Annotated in this window: 17 protein-coding genes, 1 tRNA gene and 1 pseudogene; 9 read left to right on the top strand and 10 right to left on the bottom strand. The window is 69.2% G+C overall.

Annotated elements, in window-relative coordinates:
- The first annotated feature begins 19 nt into the window (after positions 1-19).
- From FPZ12_RS10760 to FPZ12_RS10750, 3 genes are read left to right on the top strand one after another with little or no spacing between them, the layout of a single operon-like run.
- On the top strand, positions 20-886 hold the full coding sequence (locus tag FPZ12_RS10760) for an alpha/beta fold hydrolase (protein ID WP_144751882.1): 867 nt from the start codon (positions 20-22) through the stop codon (positions 884-886).
- 4 nt (positions 887-890) lie between these two features.
- Positions 891-1490, top strand: coding sequence for a TetR/AcrR family transcriptional regulator (locus FPZ12_RS10755; protein WP_144751879.1), 600 nt, complete (start codon positions 891-893; stop codon positions 1488-1490).
- Positions 1491-1508: 18 nt separating this feature from the next.
- Positions 1509-2159 carry a DsbA family oxidoreductase gene (locus FPZ12_RS10750; RefSeq protein WP_144751877.1) on the top strand — a complete coding sequence of 217 codons (651 nt, stop codon included), beginning with the start codon at positions 1509-1511 and terminating at the stop codon, positions 2157-2159.
- On the opposite strand, the gene FPZ12_RS10745 is transcribed toward FPZ12_RS10750, so the two are convergent.
- Together FPZ12_RS10745 and FPZ12_RS10740 are read right to left on the bottom strand one after the other, a co-directional pair.
- Positions 2132-3262, bottom strand: coding sequence for a sialidase family protein (locus tag FPZ12_RS10745; RefSeq protein ID WP_144751874.1), 1131 nt, complete (start codon positions 3260-3262; stop codon positions 2132-2134). The genes FPZ12_RS10750 and FPZ12_RS10745 overlap by 28 nt on opposite strands.
- Before the next feature lie 158 nt (positions 3263-3420).
- Positions 3421-3912, bottom strand: coding sequence for a YajQ family cyclic di-GMP-binding protein (locus FPZ12_RS10740; RefSeq protein ID WP_144751871.1), 492 nt, complete (start codon positions 3910-3912; stop codon positions 3421-3423).
- A gap of 125 nt (positions 3913-4037) precedes the next feature.
- Between FPZ12_RS10740 and FPZ12_RS10735 the strand changes: the two genes are divergently transcribed.
- The 4 genes and pseudogenes from FPZ12_RS10735 (at position 4038) to FPZ12_RS10715 (ending at position 7458) form a co-directional block, all read left to right on the top strand.
- Positions 4038-4119, top strand: a tRNA-Tyr gene (locus tag FPZ12_RS10735).
- A 1053-nt stretch (positions 4120-5172) separates the two neighbouring features.
- Complete coding sequence (locus FPZ12_RS10725; RefSeq protein WP_144751869.1) at positions 5173-5877, top strand: superantigen-like protein SSL4; 705 nt, start codon at positions 5173-5175, stop codon at positions 5875-5877.
- 5 nt (positions 5878-5882) lie between these two features.
- Positions 5883-6472: pseudogene (locus FPZ12_RS10720) on the top strand (class F sortase).
- A gap of 89 nt (positions 6473-6561) precedes the next feature.
- The gene (locus FPZ12_RS10715) at positions 6562-7458 is read left to right on the top strand and encodes an alpha/beta hydrolase (protein ID WP_144751867.1); all 897 of its coding nucleotides are present in this window, start codon (positions 6562-6564) and stop codon (positions 7456-7458) included.
- Positions 7459-7465: 7 nt separating this feature from the next.
- Here the strand turns inward: FPZ12_RS10715 and FPZ12_RS10710 are convergent, their stop codons facing one another.
- The 6 genes from FPZ12_RS10710 to FPZ12_RS10685 all read right to left on the bottom strand — a co-directional run bounded on the left by FPZ12_RS10710 (position 7466) and on the right by FPZ12_RS10685 (position 13436).
- Positions 7466-9232 carry an ABC transporter permease gene (locus tag FPZ12_RS10710; RefSeq protein ID WP_144751864.1) on the bottom strand — a complete coding sequence of 589 codons (1767 nt, stop codon included), beginning with the start codon at positions 9230-9232 and terminating at the stop codon, positions 7466-7468.
- Positions 9233-9236: 4 nt separating this feature from the next.
- Positions 9237-9971 (bottom strand): ABC transporter ATP-binding protein, encoded by a 735-nt coding sequence (locus FPZ12_RS10705; RefSeq protein ID WP_144751861.1) that lies wholly within the window; start codon positions 9969-9971, stop codon positions 9237-9239.
- The gene (locus FPZ12_RS10700; RefSeq protein WP_144751858.1) at positions 9968-10489 is read right to left on the bottom strand and encodes a PadR family transcriptional regulator; all 522 of its coding nucleotides are present in this window, start codon (positions 10487-10489) and stop codon (positions 9968-9970) included. The genes FPZ12_RS10705 and FPZ12_RS10700 overlap by 4 nt, the downstream gene beginning before the upstream one ends.
- An 89-nt stretch (positions 10490-10578) precedes the next feature.
- The gene (locus tag FPZ12_RS10695; protein ID WP_144751855.1) at positions 10579-11541 is read right to left on the bottom strand and encodes a hypothetical protein; all 963 of its coding nucleotides are present in this window, start codon (positions 11539-11541) and stop codon (positions 10579-10581) included.
- A 219-nt stretch (positions 11542-11760) separates the two neighbouring features.
- Entirely contained in the window at positions 11761-12744 is a 984-nt protein-coding gene (locus FPZ12_RS10690; RefSeq protein ID WP_208025821.1) for an MFS transporter, read from the bottom strand.
- A complete protein-coding gene (locus FPZ12_RS10685) occupies positions 12741-13436 on the bottom strand; it encodes an alpha/beta fold hydrolase (protein ID WP_144751852.1) in 696 nt (231 codons plus the stop codon). The genes FPZ12_RS10690 and FPZ12_RS10685 overlap by 4 nt, the downstream gene beginning before the upstream one ends.
- A 75-nt stretch (positions 13437-13511) precedes the next feature.
- Here FPZ12_RS10685 and FPZ12_RS10680 point away from each other — a divergent pair, with 75 nt between their 5' ends.
- Both FPZ12_RS10680 and FPZ12_RS46845 read left to right on the top strand, forming a co-directional pair.
- On the top strand, positions 13512-14456 hold the full coding sequence (locus tag FPZ12_RS10680; RefSeq protein WP_144751849.1) for a LysR family transcriptional regulator: 945 nt from the start codon (positions 13512-13514) through the stop codon (positions 14454-14456).
- Between the two features lie 35 nt (positions 14457-14491).
- Positions 14492-14614 (top strand): hypothetical protein, encoded by a 123-nt coding sequence (locus FPZ12_RS46845; RefSeq protein WP_279537785.1) that lies wholly within the window; start codon positions 14492-14494, stop codon positions 14612-14614.
- Here FPZ12_RS46845 and FPZ12_RS10675 read toward each other — a convergent pair.
- Positions 14598-14966: a VOC family protein gene (locus FPZ12_RS10675; protein ID WP_144751847.1), complete on the bottom strand. Its 369-nt coding sequence runs from the start codon at positions 14964-14966 to the stop codon at positions 14598-14600. The genes FPZ12_RS46845 and FPZ12_RS10675 overlap by 17 nt on opposite strands.
- A 36-nt stretch (positions 14967-15002) precedes the next feature.
- A complete protein-coding gene (locus FPZ12_RS10670; RefSeq protein ID WP_144751844.1) occupies positions 15003-15845 on the bottom strand; it encodes a mechanosensitive ion channel family protein in 843 nt (280 codons plus the stop codon).
- Between the last annotated feature and the right edge of the window lie 57 nt (positions 15846-15902).

Below are 15902 nucleotides of genomic sequence, written 5' to 3'. Positions count from 1 at the left end.
CTGTATGTAACCTGGCGGCATGACTACGAGCGAACTACTGGGGAAGCCGCGCAAGGTCGAGCTGCCCCAAGGCGAACTGCGTTACTTCGAACAGGGATCAGGGCGTCCGGTCGTCTTCGTGCACGGCGTCCTCACCAACGCCGACCTGTGGCGTGCCGTGCTGCCCGACGTCGCGGCGGCCGGCTTCCGCGCCATCGCGCCGGACCTGCCGATGGGCTCGCACACGGTGCCGATGCGTGCGGACGCCGACCTGAGCCCGGTCGGCCAAGCCGAACTCCTGGCGGATTTCCTCGACGCGCTCGACCTGCGGGACGTGCTGCTCGTCGGCAACGACACCGGCGGCGCGATCACACAAATCCTGTTGTCCCGCCGTCCCGAGCGGGTCGGGAGCGTCGTGCTGCTGCCGTCCGACAGCTTCGAGTACTTCTTCCCGCCGATCTTCGCGCCGCTGCCCAAGCTGGCCCGGGTGCCAGGGTCGATGCTGCTGCTTTCGATGTTCATGCGCGTGCGTGCGCTGCACCGGCAGCCGTTCCTGTTCGGCTGGGTCACGAAGCGCCCCATCCCCGCGGAGATCGCCGAGTCGTACCTGTGGCCGCCGGGGAAGTCGGCCGCGATCCGGCGCGACCTGCGCAAGCTCCTGCGTGAGGTGCACCCGCGCCACACGCTGGCCGCGGCGGAGAAGCTGCGCGATTTCGACAAGCCCGTCCTGCTGTTGTGGGCCAGTGAAGACAAACTGTTCCCGATCCGGTTCGCCCGTCGGCTGGAAGCGTTGCTGCCCAAGGGAAAGCTCGTCGAAGTGCCGGACGCCTACACGTTCATCCCGGAGGACAGGCCCGAGGCGGTGGTACGGCACGTCGTCGAGTTCGCGGGCGTCATGGCAGATTAGGGGCGTGCCACGCACCCAGCAGGATCGCTCCAACAGCACCAAGACAGCCCTGATGACGGCCGCGCGCGAACTGTTCGCCGAGCGCGGGTATCAAGCGGTTCCGGCCGACGAAATCGTGCGCGCGGCCGGCGTCACGCGGGGGGCGCTCTACCACCATTACAGCGACAAGCAGGGTCTCTTCCGCGCGGTCGTGGAGGAGCTCGAGCGGGAGATCACCGCTGAAGTGGAGGAAGCCCTGCGCGCCGCGCCGGACGTGGCGAGCGGGATGATCAGTGCGACCGGGGTGTTCCTGCAGGCGTGCCTGCGCCAGGAGGTCCGGCAGATCTCGCTCTCCGACGCGCCCGCGGTGCTCGGCTGGGCGGCGTGGCGGGAGATCGAGGCGGAATACGGCCTCGGCCTGCTGATCGGCATGATCGAGCAGGCCATCGAAGAGGGGATGATGGCGCCGCGGCCGGTGCGCACGCTGGCGCAGCTTTCGCTGAGCGCGGTGATGGAGGCGGCCAGGATGATCGCCGACGCCGAGGAGCCGGAGCGGGTGAGCGCCGAGGTGCAGCAGGTGCTCGGCGACTGGTTCGCCAGCCTGCTCCGGAATAGCCCCGGCTGAGCCGGGGTTGTTTCGTTCGTGCGCGTAGACATCTGGTCCGATGTGGTCTGTCCGTGGTGCTACCTGGGCAAACGCCGGTTCGAGCTGGCGCTGGCGGCGTCCGGGCGTGGCGACGAGGTCGAGGTCGTGTACCGCTCGTTCGAACTGGACCCGCGGCTGCCGCGCGGTGAGCAGGTGCCGAAGGTGCCCGAGCTGGCGCGGAAATTCGGCACCGGCGAGGCCGAGGTGCGGGCGATGGAGAACCGGCTGGAGCGGCTCGCGGCCGAGGACGGGCTCGAGTACCACCTCGAAGGCACGTACATGGGCAACACCTTCGACGCGCACCGCCTCCTGCACCTGGCGAAAGCGCGAGGGCTGCAGGCAGAGGCGACAGAGCGCTTCTTCCGCGCCTACTTCACCGAACAGCGGTCGGTGTTCGACGAGGATTCATTGGTCGAGCTGGCCACCGAAGCGGGCCTCGACAGCGCCGAAGCGCGCGAAGTGCTCCGCTCGGACGCCTACGCCGCCGACGTCCGCGCCGACGTGGCCGAAGCCCGCGAGCTCGGCGCGAACGGAGTGCCGTTCTTCGTGCTGGACAACCGTTTCGGGGTCTCCGGCGCGCAGTCGGTGGAGACGTTCACCGCCGCGTTGAGCCGGGCCTTTCAGGACGACGGGCCCTTGCCGAAGTAGGTCGTGCACACGCCGTTCTCGTAGTCCGCGGCGATCTCCAGCACGTTCCGGCCGCCGTCCACGGGGAGCAGCGTGGAACTGTAGTTGGGGCAGAAGTTGTTGTAGGCGCCCGGAACCTTGACCGGTGCGGGCACCTCGTACCAGTTGCCCGCGCCGGCGTTGTCGTTGGCGAGCAGCACCTGACCGTTGCCCGGCAACATTTTTCCCTTGTGCGTGGTGTAGAGCTGGCCCACCATCAGCAGCCGTGTCCCGTTCGGGCCACCGGGGAAGAGGCTGACCGTCTGCGCATGCTGGAAGTAGGCGCCACTGGCGGTGGTGACGCGCGTTCCGGCGCTACCGGGGTCGCCGTAGTTCGCGCCGTCCGGGGAGATCTTGTAGTACGGGTCGCAGTACTGGTCGCCGTAATTGCACAGTTCGTAGCCGAAGTAGTAGCGCCCGTCGGGGAGCTTGCGCACGATCGGCATGCCGGGACGGACGCGGTCCGGCGGGATCGCGAGGGTGAGTTGTTTGGTGCCCCAGTTGGTTCCGTCCGTCGACCCGACCCGGTTGAGCACCTGGGCGAAGCGGGGTGCCTCGGTCTCGTCGCCGAAGTGGAGCCAGAGGGTGCCGCCCGCGTCCATGATCAGCTCGGGCTCCCACACGCCGTCGTGGTTGTGGGAGCGGGCCGCCTCGGACAGGAAGGACCAGTGGCGCCCGCCGTCGCGGCTGGCCCAGAGCTTGATCGCCATCCTGCGGTCGGCGCCCGCGGCCTGGCCGTAGCTGGCCGCCCAGATCAGCGTGCCCGCGCGCAGCGAGCCCAGGCGCTGGGGGAGTTCGTAGAGCGTGCCGCAGCACTCGCCGTTGGGGTCCTCGGGGTCGCGGATCTCGCCGATCTTGCGGAAGGAGCCGCCCTCGTCGGTGCTGTCGTAGATCGGCACGAACGGCCCGCCCGCGTCCCAGCTGTTGACCGCGGCGACGATGTGGCCCCGGTACGCGCCGTGCTCGAGCCGGACGAGGCGGGGGTAGGAGCCCACCGTGAGCCGCTGCCCCGTGGCGGCTTGCGCGGGCGCCACGAGGCCCATGACCAGGAGGAACACTGTGACCAGCACAACACCGCGGCGCATCGACCACACCCTTCGCTCACGTCGAGTGTTCGCATTACACCACGCAGTAGCCAACTCCGTCGGCTGACGAGTTCGGTGTCGGTGGAGGCCGTGGTCGGCGGGGAGGAAGGCGTGACGGCACGCCCTGACCTGCGAATCAGCAGGTCAGGGCCAGTGCGTCAGCGGTAGTTGGTGAACTGCAGCGCGATCTCGAAGTCCTTGTTCTTGAGCAGCGCGATCACGTCCTGCAGGTGATCCTTCTTCTTGCCCGAGACACGCAGCTGGTCGCCCTGGATCTGGGCCTGGACGCCCTTGGGGCCCTCGTCGCGGATGTATTTGGCGATCTGCTTGGCCTTGTCCGACGCGATGCCCTGGATGATCTTGCCGTTGATCTTGTAGATCTTCCCGGACACGGCGGGCTCACCGGCCTCGAACGCCTTGAGCGAGATGCCGCGCTTGATCAGCTTCTCCTTGAAGACCTCGACCGCCGCCAGCGCCCGCTCCTCGGTCTCCGCCTCGATCGCGATGGCCTCCTCGCCGGCCCACTCGACCTTCGCGTTGACGCCCCGGAAGTCGAAGCGCGTGGACAGCTCCTTCGATGCCTGGTTCAGCGCGTTGTCCACCTCCTGGCGATCGACCTTGCTCACCACGTCGAATGACGGATCGGCCACGTCTCCCCACCTCTTGGTCGCGGATCTGTCGGGTAGGCCACACACCCTATAGCCCTGCGCCAACCCGGTTGCCGCCGCCGCCAGGACGTTGGGTACTCTCTTGCACGGCTGGTTCGCCCAGTCACGGCGGGTTGCCCGAGCGGCCAAAGGGATCTGACTGTAAATCAGACGGCACTGCCTTCAGAGGTTCGAATCCTCTACCCGCCACACCACACGAAACGCCCCGATGACCTGGGAAGACAGGCCAGCGGGGCGTTTGTCGTGTGCCTAGCCCGCGCAGCACGTCCAGGCTCGTCGACGCCGGAGCGCCGACGAGCCCGGGAGCTCGGTCGGTGAGTAGGTGGCGTAGGTAGTTCTCCGGGTTGGCCAGGAAGCCGCGGGTGAGGGTGACGGGTTCGGCGTTGTCGTAGTCGACGGGGGTGATGTCGCCGGTGTCGTCGATTTGCGGGATGTGGGCGTCCGGCGTGGCGAGCAGGGCCAGGTCCAAAAAGGACTGTCCGTGGGAACGTTCGTGGGGTGAGACGCCACCGTAGGCCGGCAGTAGCGGTGGCGACCGGGCGTCTTCGTCGAGGCGTTCGATTCGGAGGCGACGTTGTAATACGACTCGGCGCGGAGGAAGAATCCCGTGCGGGGTTTGGTGATCCCCCAACGCAGGATGAGGTGGTCGCCGAGGCTGGATTCGGTGGGGCGCCTCGCGAACCGGAACGATTGCGAGCCGGAAGCCTGCCGCGACGGCGATCGCTTCGACGAGGGGAACCGTTGTCTCCGAAGAGAAACGTCACCCCGGGCGGCAGTTCGAGTCCGCGCCGTGTCCAAGGTGCCGGACGACGGGCAGCGTGAACGGGTACCGCCCCGTGTCACTGTCCGGCACCAGGCGAATGCTGCGGACGAACCCGCGACCCGGCTGGCTTGGGCTCATGAGCGCGGCCTCGGGATCACGTCCTCCAGTAGACCACCCCCGCTCCGACGCCGCGTCCAAGGTGCTCCGGTAACGACATCAGCGCATGCCGCCATTCGCCTCGGAGTGACATATCCCGCGTATGTCTGGTAAATTTCCATCAGAACGCAGCCGAAAAACACGATGATCGTCGAATCGGCAAAAACGTTACGGCATTCCAGGGTGCTTTTTATCACCCGATTCTGTGTTGGTGCTGTGTGTCTCCTTTGCGGCAAGATCACCTCGTTCACCCAAAAGTGTGGTGACCGGTTTGCGTTCCGATTGCGGGGGCATCGGGCGTCTTGACGATTCTGGAGCAGATCTTGCGTAAGCCTTGGGGGCGTATCGCGGCCACGTTGGTGGCCGGCGCCTTGATCACACTGGCGGCGGCGCCTGCCGCCATCGCCGACGACACGGATGTCGCGACGACCACCTCCTCCGCCGTGCCGGAGACAACGAGCAGTTCGGCGGCACCGGAGACGACCACCACCTCCGACTCGCCCCAGAGCACGGAGAACACCGAGCCGTCGAGCACGGACAGCGCGCCGTCCGCGACGGACACCACGTCGGCTCAGTCGACGGAGTCGAGCAAGCCCTCGGACACCAGCTCGCCCGACGAGACGACCACACCCGAAGAGCCGCCGTACGAGGACAACCAGGGCTGGGGCGTGGACCTCGAAGACGGCTACGGCATGGTGATCATCTCGTGCGCCGCTGGCGAGCCGACCGGGCTCACCTCGCCGGACTTCGACGTGGTCGACGGCCCGTACCAGGAGGTCCAGGACGGCCGCTACTGGGACTTCCTCGTCCAGCTGCACGACGGCAAGACCTTCGCCGACAACGACATCGCCGGCGACTGGACCTGCGCGGGACCGCAGGGTGGTGGCGCCGGCAGCGGCTCGATCGCCCCGGTGCCCGGTTCCGAGAGCTCCGGGGACTGGCAGAGCAGCAACGGTGGCGACGCGCAGGTCAGCTTCGCCCCCAAGACCGGGGTGGAGACCGGCTTCGGCGGCCTCGCGCAGGGCTGAACCGGATGGGCAACCTTTTCCGGCAGGGTGGTCGCGCCGTCGCGGCCGCCCTGCTGCTCACCCTGGCGCTGACCGGATGCGGCAGTGGCGGCAACGCCACCGAAGCGGCGGCGCCCGCCACCTCGGTCTCGGTCACCAAGCCGTACAACCAGCTGCAGCCGACCGAGGTGCGGATCCCCAAGATCAGCGCCGAGTCTTCACTGGTTCCGGTGGCGGTCACCAAAGACGGCCAGATCGCCGTCCCGCCGGTGACCCAGCCGATGCAGGCCGCCTGGTACCGGCTGTCGCCTGTGCCGGGTGACGTCGGGCCCGCGGTCATCCTCGGGCACGTCGACGGCAACCATCAGGAGGGATCTTCTACCGCCTGAAGGATCTCGCCGCCGGCGACGAGATCCAGGTGACCCGCAGCGACGGCAAGGAACTGAAATTCGTCGTGGACCACAAGGTCCAGGTGCCGAAGGACCAGTTCCCCACCGACGCCGTGTACGGCAACTCCGACAAACCCCAGCTCCGCCTGATCACCTGCGGTGGGGTGTTCGACCACGCCGAACACAGCTACGTGGACAACATCGTCGTTTACGCGAACCTCGCCTGAGGGCTGCCGGCGCGCGGGCGACTCCCGCGCGCCGGCACTTGCGCGTCCCCACCCCGTCACGCGAACATCAGGCGATCACGGGAGGGGCCATGCCGACGACATTCCACCCCGATCTCCGCGGCGCGCGGTTCCTGCCGAGGCTGCCGCTCGGGCCACGCACGCTGAAAGTCGTGCGCAGGCTGGAAGAGCGGTCCACGCGCGGCGCGGGTGTGGTCGTGGAGCGAGCCGGCCCGGTGAAGGTGCGCGTGTTCCGTCCCGGCGGGAACGAGCGCAAACCGGCGTTGTTGTGGCTGCACGGCGGCGGCATGGTGATGGACTCCGCCTGGCAGGACGACGGGTTCTGCCGTCAAGCCTCCGCGGAACTCGGCATCGTGGTCGCCGCGGTCGAATACCGCGTCGCTCCGGAGAATCCGTTCCCGGTGCCGCTGGACGACTGCTACGCGGGCCTGGCCTGGCTGGCCGATCAGTCCGATGTGGACTCGACGCGCATAGCGCTCGGCGGTGGCAGTGCGGGCGGCGGGCTGGCGGCGGGGTTGGCTTTGCTGGCAAGGGAACGCGGCGAACTACGCCCGGTCTTCCAACTGCTGTCCTACCCGATGATCGACGACCGCACCACGCTGCGCACCGACGTGGACGACCGCAGCCTGCGGATTTGGGGCACCCGGGCGAACGAGTTCGGCTGGCGCTGCTACCTCGGCCCGACGCACCGTCCCGGCGAGGCCGACGTGTCACCGCTCGCGGCGCCCGCGCGGTACGACGACCTTACCGGACTGCCGCCCGCGTGGCTGGGCGTCGGCACGAACGACCTCTTCTACGACGAGGACGTGGCCTACGCGAAACGCCTCGTCGAAGCCGGAGTGCCCTGCGAGCTGTTGGAGATTCCCGGGGCATACCACGGTTTCGACGGTATGCAGCCGAAAGCGCGGGTGTCGCGCGCATTCCTGCGCGCCAGGCTCACCGCGTTGAAAGGCGCGTTGCGGCCGTAAAGCCCTTTTACACCAACACATCCGCCACTGGTCGGCGCGCCTCGAGCCGGGCCGGAATCGCCGTGCACGCCGCGACGCCGGCCAGCGTGCCCAACGCCGCGACGAACAGCCACACCGGTGCCGGCCACACGGCGTTGTCCGCGCTGAAAAGGCCGAACAGAGCCAATCCGACCGGGATACCGAGCAGCGCGCCGGGCAGCGCGGGCAGTAGTTGCGCCACGCACAGTCCGCCGGTGACCTGCGCCGGAGTCGCGCCGAGCGTGCGGGCGACGGCCAGCGAATGCCGGGCGTCCTGCGCGGTGCTCCAGGTGGTCACGACGATGTTCACGGCCGCCAGCCCGATCATGGCGACCGTGATGATCAACAGCACCCGGCTGCCGACCTGTTCGCGCAGATTGGTCAGGACGGTCGGGCCGAGGTCGTAGCCGTGCGAGGGCTGGGCGTCGAGACAGACCAAGGCGACGAGAGTCGTGGAAGTTGTTGCTACGCCGGCCGCGCTGCGCATCGCGTGCCCCGGACGTCGTGCGATCAGACGTAGCCCGAGGAGGAACGACGTCGGCAGCCCGAAGGACTTCGGCATGCGCGCGGCGCGGTGCTCCGGCGGGCGTTGGGGCGCCGCGGCCAATGCGTCGACTGTGCTGGTGCGTGCGGCGCGCAGCGTAGGGCCGAGCGTCGCGACGACAGCCATCGCCACGGCCAGGATTGTCACGGTCACCACGGTGCCGACGCCGAGCGGCGGCGCGCTGTCCACCATGCCGGAACTCGGATCGCTGAGCGTCCGGGACAGGAACCAACCGGCCGCCAGCCCGAGCACATCCGCCGCCAGCGCGAAAACCACGTATTCGGCCAGCACCACGGCGGCCACCAGTCCCGGCCCGGCGCCGACGGCCTTGAGCAAGCCGACCCGCCGGACCTGGGCCGCCGTGCGTCCTGCCACCAGTCCGGCGACGCAGCAGACCGCGAGCACGGCCAGCAACCAGCTGCCGACGACCAAGGACGGCTCGGTGGTGCGGATGACGAGCGCGTCGGCGTCGGCGATGAACTGCCATTTGAAGAAGTGCACCGGGACTTCGGCGGAACGGTAGGACCGCGTGAACTCCGTGGTGGCCGCCGGATCGGCCAGCGCGATGTTCGCGAGGTAGGACGTCTGCGGCACCAGCAAGGACCGCACGTCGTCTTCGGTCAGCCAGACCCGTCCGGCGCTGTGCTCGGTCGGTCCGCCGTCGCCCGACTGCAAACCTCCCGGATACACAGGGGTTGCCGCTGTCACGGCGAGACCGGCGACGAGAAAGTCCTTACCCGCCACGGAAATGCTGTCTCCAGTGTGGACACCCACCGCGTTGGCGAAACCCCGTTCGACCACCACGCCGCCCGCGCGCACCCAAGAACCGGCTGTCACGAGCGGTTGGTCGACCGCGGCCGGTGCCGTCTCGCGCCCGATGGCCATGACGTTGACGGTTTGGTCGTGCGCCGTCGCCGTGGTCTCGACGACGGGGTACGGGCCGCCGTAACGGACGACGCCTGGCCCGTGCCGCAAATCGGTCATGGCGGCGAGGCTGTCCGCGGTCGCATCGGGCGAGACGGCGACGACGTCCGGCCCACGGGTCTGCTCGCGGGTTTGCTGGTAGAGCGCGTCCGTCGACCCGCTCAGGATCAACCCGACCGACAGGGCAGTGGTGACGACAGCGACGCCGAGCAGGAGGATCAGCGCCCCGACTGGACGCCGTCGCACGTCTCGCAGCACCAGCCGGGAGACCAGCAGGATCCGGCCCACGCGGTCAGCCCTCGAACCCGAGCAGCGCGCTCAACGGCCGGGTGGCGTCGGTCATCCTGGTGTCGTCGACGAACCGCCCGTCGCGCATGGAGATCAGCCTGTCCGTGGTCGCGGCGACCCGCTCGTCGTGTGTGACGATCAGCAGGGTCTGCCCGGCGAGGCGCAGTTCCTCGAACAACCGGAGCACCTCCAAAGTCCCTGCGCTGTCGAGGTTTCCCGTCGGTTCGTCAGCCAGTACGACCATCGGCTTGTTGGCGAGCGCGCGGGCGATCGCGACCCGCTGACGCTGCCCGCCGGACAGCTCCGAAGGCAGATGCCGGGCCCGGTCGGCCAGTCCTACCTGCTCGAGCAACTCGTCCGCGCGCCGTCGTGCCGCCCGCGGCGTTTGGCCGGCCAAGAGTGCGGGCAGCTCCACGTTCTCGACCGCGGACAGCTCCTCCATCAGGTGGTATGCCTGGAAAACGAACCCGATCGACGTGCGCCGCAGCCGGGCCAGCGCCCGTTCGCCGAGGTGGTCGATGCGCTCGCCGCCCAGCCACACCTTGCCGTTCGTCGGGTGTTGCAGGCCGCCGAGGAGTTGCAGGAGCGTGGACTTTCCGCTGCCACTCGGCCCCATAACGGCCAGTGTCTGGCCCGGCGGCACATCCAGGTTCACGCTGTCCACGGCGCGCACCAGCGTTGCGTCGCTGCCGTGTTCCTTGTGTAGCCGGCGCGCTCTCAGCACGTAGTCCTCGCTCATGCCTCTCCTGGTTCGGACCACGCTCGTTCGCAGGCCTCCAGCCAGCGCAGGTCCGCTTGGAGGCGCAGGATCACGCCCTCCAGCAACAGCCCGCCGCGCGAGTCGGCGGGCTCGGCCATCGCCGCACGCTGCGCGTCACGCAAGCGGCGCAACAATTCTCGCCGCTGGGAGTCCACGATCGCGAGCGGGTCGGCGAGCTTGGTCGCCGCGGCGGCGACCAGTTTGAGGTGGAACTCCGCCAAGTCCGGTTTGGGCCACCGCACTTCCGCGAGCCAGTCGGCCACGCGCCGCTGGCCGGCCGGGGTCAGCGCGTAGACCTTGCGATCCGGGCCTTGGGCCGGGCCGTCGGCGTGCTCGGCGCACACGAGGCCGTTCTTTTCCAAGCGGGCCAAGGTGACGTAGACCTGGCCCGCGTTCAGGGCGTCGCCCAGCGGGCCGAGCGCCTCGCGCAGCCGTGCGCGCAGGTGGTAGCCGTGCGAAGGCTCTTTCGCGAGCATCGCGAGCACGACATCCTGCACGTGGTTGACCCCCTAACGGTTAGCTAATAGATAGCGGCCGGGGGTGTGAGGTGTCAACCGGCTGGGCGGGGTGTCGGGCCGAAGGCGGTTCAGCTGAACGGCTCGCTGTCCTTCCCGGCCAGTGGCGAGCTGCCGGTGGCGAGCTGGGCGCGGATCAGGTACGGCCCCTCTTGCCGCGGCATCGGTACCCAGAGATCGACGGTCGTGGTGTCCCGCGCGGTGGTGGCCTCCAGCCGGTAGGCGAGGTTGTCATTGAGCCAGTCACCGTGCAGTTGCCCGCCACCACCGGATTTCCACATCGACCACCTGAGCGCCACCGGTTTGCCGCGCAGCCCGGCGAGCGTGACGTCGACACTCACCAACGCGCCCACCGGTTCCGTCCCGTCGCCCGCGACCCGCGCGTCGTCGAGCACCGCGAGTACGTGTTGCGCCGCTACTTCGGGATCGACCGGCTGCCCCTTGTCGTCGAGGGAGGCACCGTTGATGACGGCGGGCAGGATGGCCTGGTACTCCGCGAACTGCCGTGCCGAGAGCCGGTCCCGTTCCGCGATGTAGTTCAGGACCTCGTCCGGATGCGTGCCCGGAACCACGTCGAAACCGCCGTTCGCCTTCATCTTCGCTGCCGGCGAAGTCGTCGGCGGTGCGGTCGAAGTCTCCGCGGACGTCGGACCGGCCGAAGAGGACCGGCTGGATTTGCTGCGAGGCGAGGAAGAACGGCTCTGTGCCGGGCTGCTCGACTCACCGGTCAGTTCCGTGCTCGTGCTTTGCCGCGCGGCGAACGCACGCCCGAAGTGGCCCTGTCCCGAAGCCTCCAACCGCTGCACGTATTCGCTCATCGTGACCTGTGGAATCACCCGGACGGCCGTGATGTCGGCGGAGTCCTCCGGATCCGGCGTCGGCCGCAACGCCAGCACGGCGCTGATCGCACCCGCCAGCGCGCCCGCGGTGAGCACCGCCGTGGTCCCGCGTTTCCACCACCGCCGTGCCGCCGCCGATTTCGACGGCCCGGTGGGGGATCTCAGCCGGGAACGCCCGGCAACGCGTTTGGTCATCCGAAGTCCCTGGACTCGGCTCTCGTGCCCGATGCTCCGCGTGCCCCGGCGCGCGAGGCAAGGGCACAAAGGCCCGACGTGAAAAGGAAAACGGCGGCCTCGTACACCATCGCGCCGCCGAAATATCCGTCGGCGAAAATTAGTCCGGCGAAGGTGATTCCGAGGGAGCCGCCGAGTTGTTGCGCCGTGGGAAGGAGACCCGACGCCGAGCCGGTCGCGTCAGGGTGCACTTCGGCCAGTACCAGGGAAAAGACCGAGGCGGTGAACAGGCCGAACGCCGCGCCGCCGAGGGCCAGCAGCGGTGTCAACACTGTGTCGCGCCAGGCCAAGACAGCCGTGACCAGGGCGAGCGTGGCGGCCGCGGCGGTCAGGAGCCGGAATCCGAACCTGCGGGCGATCGGTGGCGCGATGCGGCTGCCGAGGATCGCGGCCGCCGCGAACGGGGCGACGGTCGCGCAGGACGCTCGGGTGCAGGAGTGGTTCACGGCCACGCGCCTGCGAGCGTGCGAAAAGGAGCAACAGCACGACGGCCGCGGCGAAGCAACCGAATGTCCACAATGGCCAGTGGAGTTCGCGGCCTACGGAGAGTGGGAACACCAGCAGGCCGAGTCCGGCCATCGCGAGCGCCGCGCCGGGCGCGTCCACCTTGGGCGCGCTGGGGGGCCTCGTCTTCGGCAGCCTGCCGGCGCCCGCGAGCGCCAGCAGGCTGACCGGCACGTTGACCAGGAACAACAGCCGCCAGCCGCCGAGCCCGAGCAGCAGTGCCCCGAGCACCGGCCCGGACAGCGACGCGATTCCCATTGTGGCGCCCAGGAAACTCAACGCGCGCGGGCGCTGCGACGCGGGCAGCGCGGTCTGGATGATCGAGAACACCTGAGGCGCCATCAGCCCGCTGCCCGCGCCCTGGACCACCCTGGCCGCCACGAGCACCGACGCCGTCGGCGCGGCGGCGCAGGCAGCGGACGCCAGGGTGAACACCACCAGGCCGAGTACGAACAACCGCCGGTAACCGAACCGGTCACCCAGCCTCGCCGCGGTGATCAGCAGACAGGCGTAGGCGAGGGTGTACCCGGCGAGCACCAGCTGCAGCGTTCCGGGCCCGGCGTGCAGCCCGGCCCGGATCGACGGGATCGCCACCTGCGCGATCGTCACGTCGAGGAGCTGCATGAAAGTCGCGGTCAGGACGACCGGCAGGACGGTCACGCCCAGCCGTCGAGCGCGGCGACGAAACCCGGGTGCGCGTCGAGATGGACGAAGTGCCCGGCGCCCGCCACTACGCGGCTCTCGAACCCGACGTCGGCGAAGTGTTCCGCGATCGCGGGCGCGAGCACCGGGCTCGGGTCGGCCAGTACCAGCAAGGACGGCACCACCGGGAACACCGGGACGTAAGCGGTTTCCAGGTAAGCCATCCGAGTGGTTTCCGGGTCCCACTCGCGAAGCTCCGCCAGCCTCGCCGCGAGCCCGGCCTCGCTCCAGCGCGGATTCGCCGCGCGCAGGTCGGTCTCGGCAAGCGCTTTCATGGCACGGATTCCCGGCTGTGTCTCGCCGTAGGACGGCCCCGCCCACGGATACCACGCCGGATCCTCGTAGACGGCACGAGCCGGGCGCAGCCGGTCGGCGATCATCGCCAGCAGCACCCCACCGAGTGAGTGCCCGATCGCCAGTTCCGGTGCGGCGGGAAGGTTTTCCAGCAGATCGTCGGCCCAGCGCTCACGGCTGTAGCTCGCGCGCGGACTGCGGCCGTGCCCGGTGAGCTCCGGCGCGAGCACCCGGTAACCGCGCCGCACCAGCTCTTCCGCGATCGCGGCCCAGGAACGCGCGCCGCCGGACAAGCCGTGCAGCAGCACCGCCGTCCGTCCGCCGGTGCCCCATTCCTCGACGTGCAAAGTGGTCATGGCACCAACCTCGCGGGCCACGCCAAGGCCATCCACTCCGATATCTCACAAAGGCATCCGTGATATCCAGTGGATATGGACGCCAGGCATCTGCGTTATGCGCTCGCGCTCGCCGAGCACCAGCACTTCGGCCGCGCGGCCACGTCGGTCGGCATCGCGCAGCCGCCGTTGTCGAAGCAGATCGCCGCGCTGGAACGGGAAATCGGCGCGAAACTGTTCGATCGCACCCCGAACGGCGTGTTCCCGACGGCGGCGGGTGAGGCCTTCCTCGTCCGGGCGCGCAAGGCGTTGTGCGAGATGTCGGCGGCCGCGGTGGACGCCGGCCGTGCCGCGCGAGGCGAGACAGGCAGGCTGCGACTGGGTTTCATCGGTTCGGCGCTGCTCGAACTGCTGCCCTCGGTGCTCGGCCGGTTCGGTGCCGGGCACCCCGGGGTCCGGCTCGGCCTGCACGAAATGTCCACCGCGCAAAGCGCTGCGGCGCTGATCGGGGGCGAGCTCGACGTGGCGGTCGGCAGGGGAGCGCCGCGCGGCGCCGGTGCCGAAGGACTGGTGTCCGTCACGGTCGGCCGGGACCAGCTGGTCGCGGTGGTCGGTACGGCGCATCCCTATGCGGGACAAGCACGTGTGCGGCTGGAGCAGTTGCGCGAACAGCGCCTGATCATCGCATCAGTGGGTGAAGAACCCACAGTGCTGAGCGGGCTGCGTGAGGTATTCGACACCCGGTCGCTGGACACGGCCACCGAAGCGCGTGACGTGCACACGATCATCGGCCTCGCCGCGTGCGGGATCGGTGTCGGCCTCGGCCCGGCGTGCCTGCGTGCGGCCGCCCGCCCGGACACCTGGGTGTGCGAGGTGAGCCCGCGAACCTGGCTCCCTGACCTCGTCCTTTCCTTCCGCGCCGGTGACTCCTCGCCCGTACTCGGCGCATTTCTGGACACCGTGCGCTCCGTTTGTCCCGGGGTCGGACGGCGGCTCGGCACAAATGCTCCCCCCGGCGTGCGGGAATCCGGCATGCGGTGAACAATTCACATATGGGAGTTCGTGAGGGGGCTGCTATGGAGGAACCGACCCCGGTTTTCGATTCGGTACTGCAGGCAGCGCGGATCGCTGCCGAGGATTACCAGGCGGAGGTGAACCCGGTCCCGGCCGACGCCGAGGGCGTCAGGTCCGGTTCGTAGCCTCGACGAGGAGCAGCCGGTTCCCGTCGGGGTCGCGCAGGGAGAACATCGGCGGAACGCCCTGCCAGCGCAGGATTTCCGCGTCGACGTCCACGCCGTGCTCGCGGAGTCCGGCGTGGTCGGCCGCCGCGTCCGCGGTGGTCAGCCGGATACCGGTGTCCACGCCGGGGGAGTCGCTCCGCACCAGTGCGATCGTCGTCGTGGAGCCTGCCGGCGCCACCTCCACCCAGCGCTGCCCGTAGGACACGTCCATTCGCTTTTCGAAGCCGAGCGTGCCGACGTAGAACTCCACCGCGCGGTCCTGGTCCCGGACCGGAATGCCGATGGTGCGGATCTGCGAGATTCGAGTCATGTCAGGCAGACCGGCCGCGGGGCCGGAAGTCATCGGTCAGTTCGACGGGTAGGCCGTCAGCGGCGCGGCGATGCCCGCGGTGTCCAGCGCCATCTTCACGTCCGCGGTCAGCGCGCGGCGGACGGCCCACTGCCTGCCGGGCCTCGTGGTCACCGTGAGCCGGAGGGTGATCGCCGCCTGGGTGAGGTCCTGTGCCCCCAGGATCTCCACGTCGCCGAGCACGTCCTCGGCGATCGGCGAGCGTTCGACGGTCTCGTGGGCGGCCTGCCCGGCGATCTCGATCGCCCGGTCCACGTCCGCGCCGTAGCCGATCGGGATGTCCACCACCGCGACGCCGAACCGCTGGGTCGAGTTGCCCACGGCGCTGATCGTGCCGTTGCGGACGTACCAGACGGTGCCGCTCACGTCGCGCACCGTGGTGATCCGCAGCCCCACCATCTCCACGGTCCCGGCCGCGTCCCCGAGGTCGACGACGTCCCCGACGCCGTACTGGTCCTCGAGCATCATGAAGATCCCGGACAGGAAGTCCTTGACGAGGTTCTGCGCGCCGAACCCGACGGCGACCCCGACCACCCCGGCGGAGGCGAGGATCGGCGCGATGTTGATCCCGAGTTTGCTCAGCACCAGGATGAACGCGATGCCGTAGATCAGGAACGTGGCCACCGAACGCAGCAGCGAGCCCACCGTGCGTGCTCGCTGCACCCGTCTTTCCGAGGCCGCGGACCCGCCTGCCCGGCTCGGCCGCAGGATCGAGGGGAGCCTGCCGGAGCCGAGTCCCGTGGTCATCCGGCTGATCAGCCGGTGCACCAGCCAGCGCAGCAGCACGGCCACCACCACGATGGCCACGATGTTGATCAAGGGTGTGAGTACCGTGGACATCCACCCGGACTGTCCTAACGCGACAGTTGACAAGACTGAACCACCTCCGGATCGTCG

Origin of the sequence: Amycolatopsis acidicola (assembly GCF_007713735.2) — a bacterium.
GTDB lineage: Bacteria > Actinomycetota > Actinomycetes > Mycobacteriales > Pseudonocardiaceae > Amycolatopsis_E > Amycolatopsis_E acidicola.
The sequence above is the reverse complement of the archived record's forward strand: the minus strand, read 5'-3'. Positions and strand labels throughout refer to the sequence as shown.

Coding starts and splice junctions, on each gene's coding strand:
- FPZ12_RS10705 (WP_144751861.1), bottom strand. CDS start 9,971: ATGAGCGAGGACTACGTGCTGAGAGCGCGCCGGCTACACAAGGAACAC.
- FPZ12_RS10760 (WP_144751882.1), top strand. CDS start 20: ATGACTACGAGCGAACTACTGGGGAAGCCGCGCAAGGTCGAGCTGCCC.
- FPZ12_RS10745 (WP_144751874.1), bottom strand. CDS start 3,262: ATGCGCCGCGGTGTTGTGCTGGTCACAGTGTTCCTCCTGGTCATGGGC.
- FPZ12_RS10695 (WP_144751855.1), bottom strand. CDS start 11,541: ATGACCAAACGCGTTGCCGGGCGTTCCCGGCTGAGATCCCCCACCGGG.
- FPZ12_RS10715 (WP_144751867.1), top strand. CDS start 6,562: ATGCCGACGACATTCCACCCCGATCTCCGCGGCGCGCGGTTCCTGCCG.
- FPZ12_RS10670 (WP_144751844.1), bottom strand. CDS start 15,845: ATGTCCACGGTACTCACACCCTTGATCAACATCGTGGCCATCGTGGTG.
- FPZ12_RS10675 (WP_144751847.1), bottom strand. CDS start 14,966: ATGACTCGAATCTCGCAGATCCGCACCATCGGCATTCCGGTCCGGGAC.
- FPZ12_RS10680 (WP_144751849.1), top strand. CDS start 13,512: ATGGACGCCAGGCATCTGCGTTATGCGCTCGCGCTCGCCGAGCACCAG.
- FPZ12_RS46845 (WP_279537785.1), top strand. CDS start 14,492: ATGGAGGAACCGACCCCGGTTTTCGATTCGGTACTGCAGGCAGCGCGG.
- FPZ12_RS10685 (WP_144751852.1), bottom strand. CDS start 13,436: ATGACCACTTTGCACGTCGAGGAATGGGGCACCGGCGGACGGACGGCG.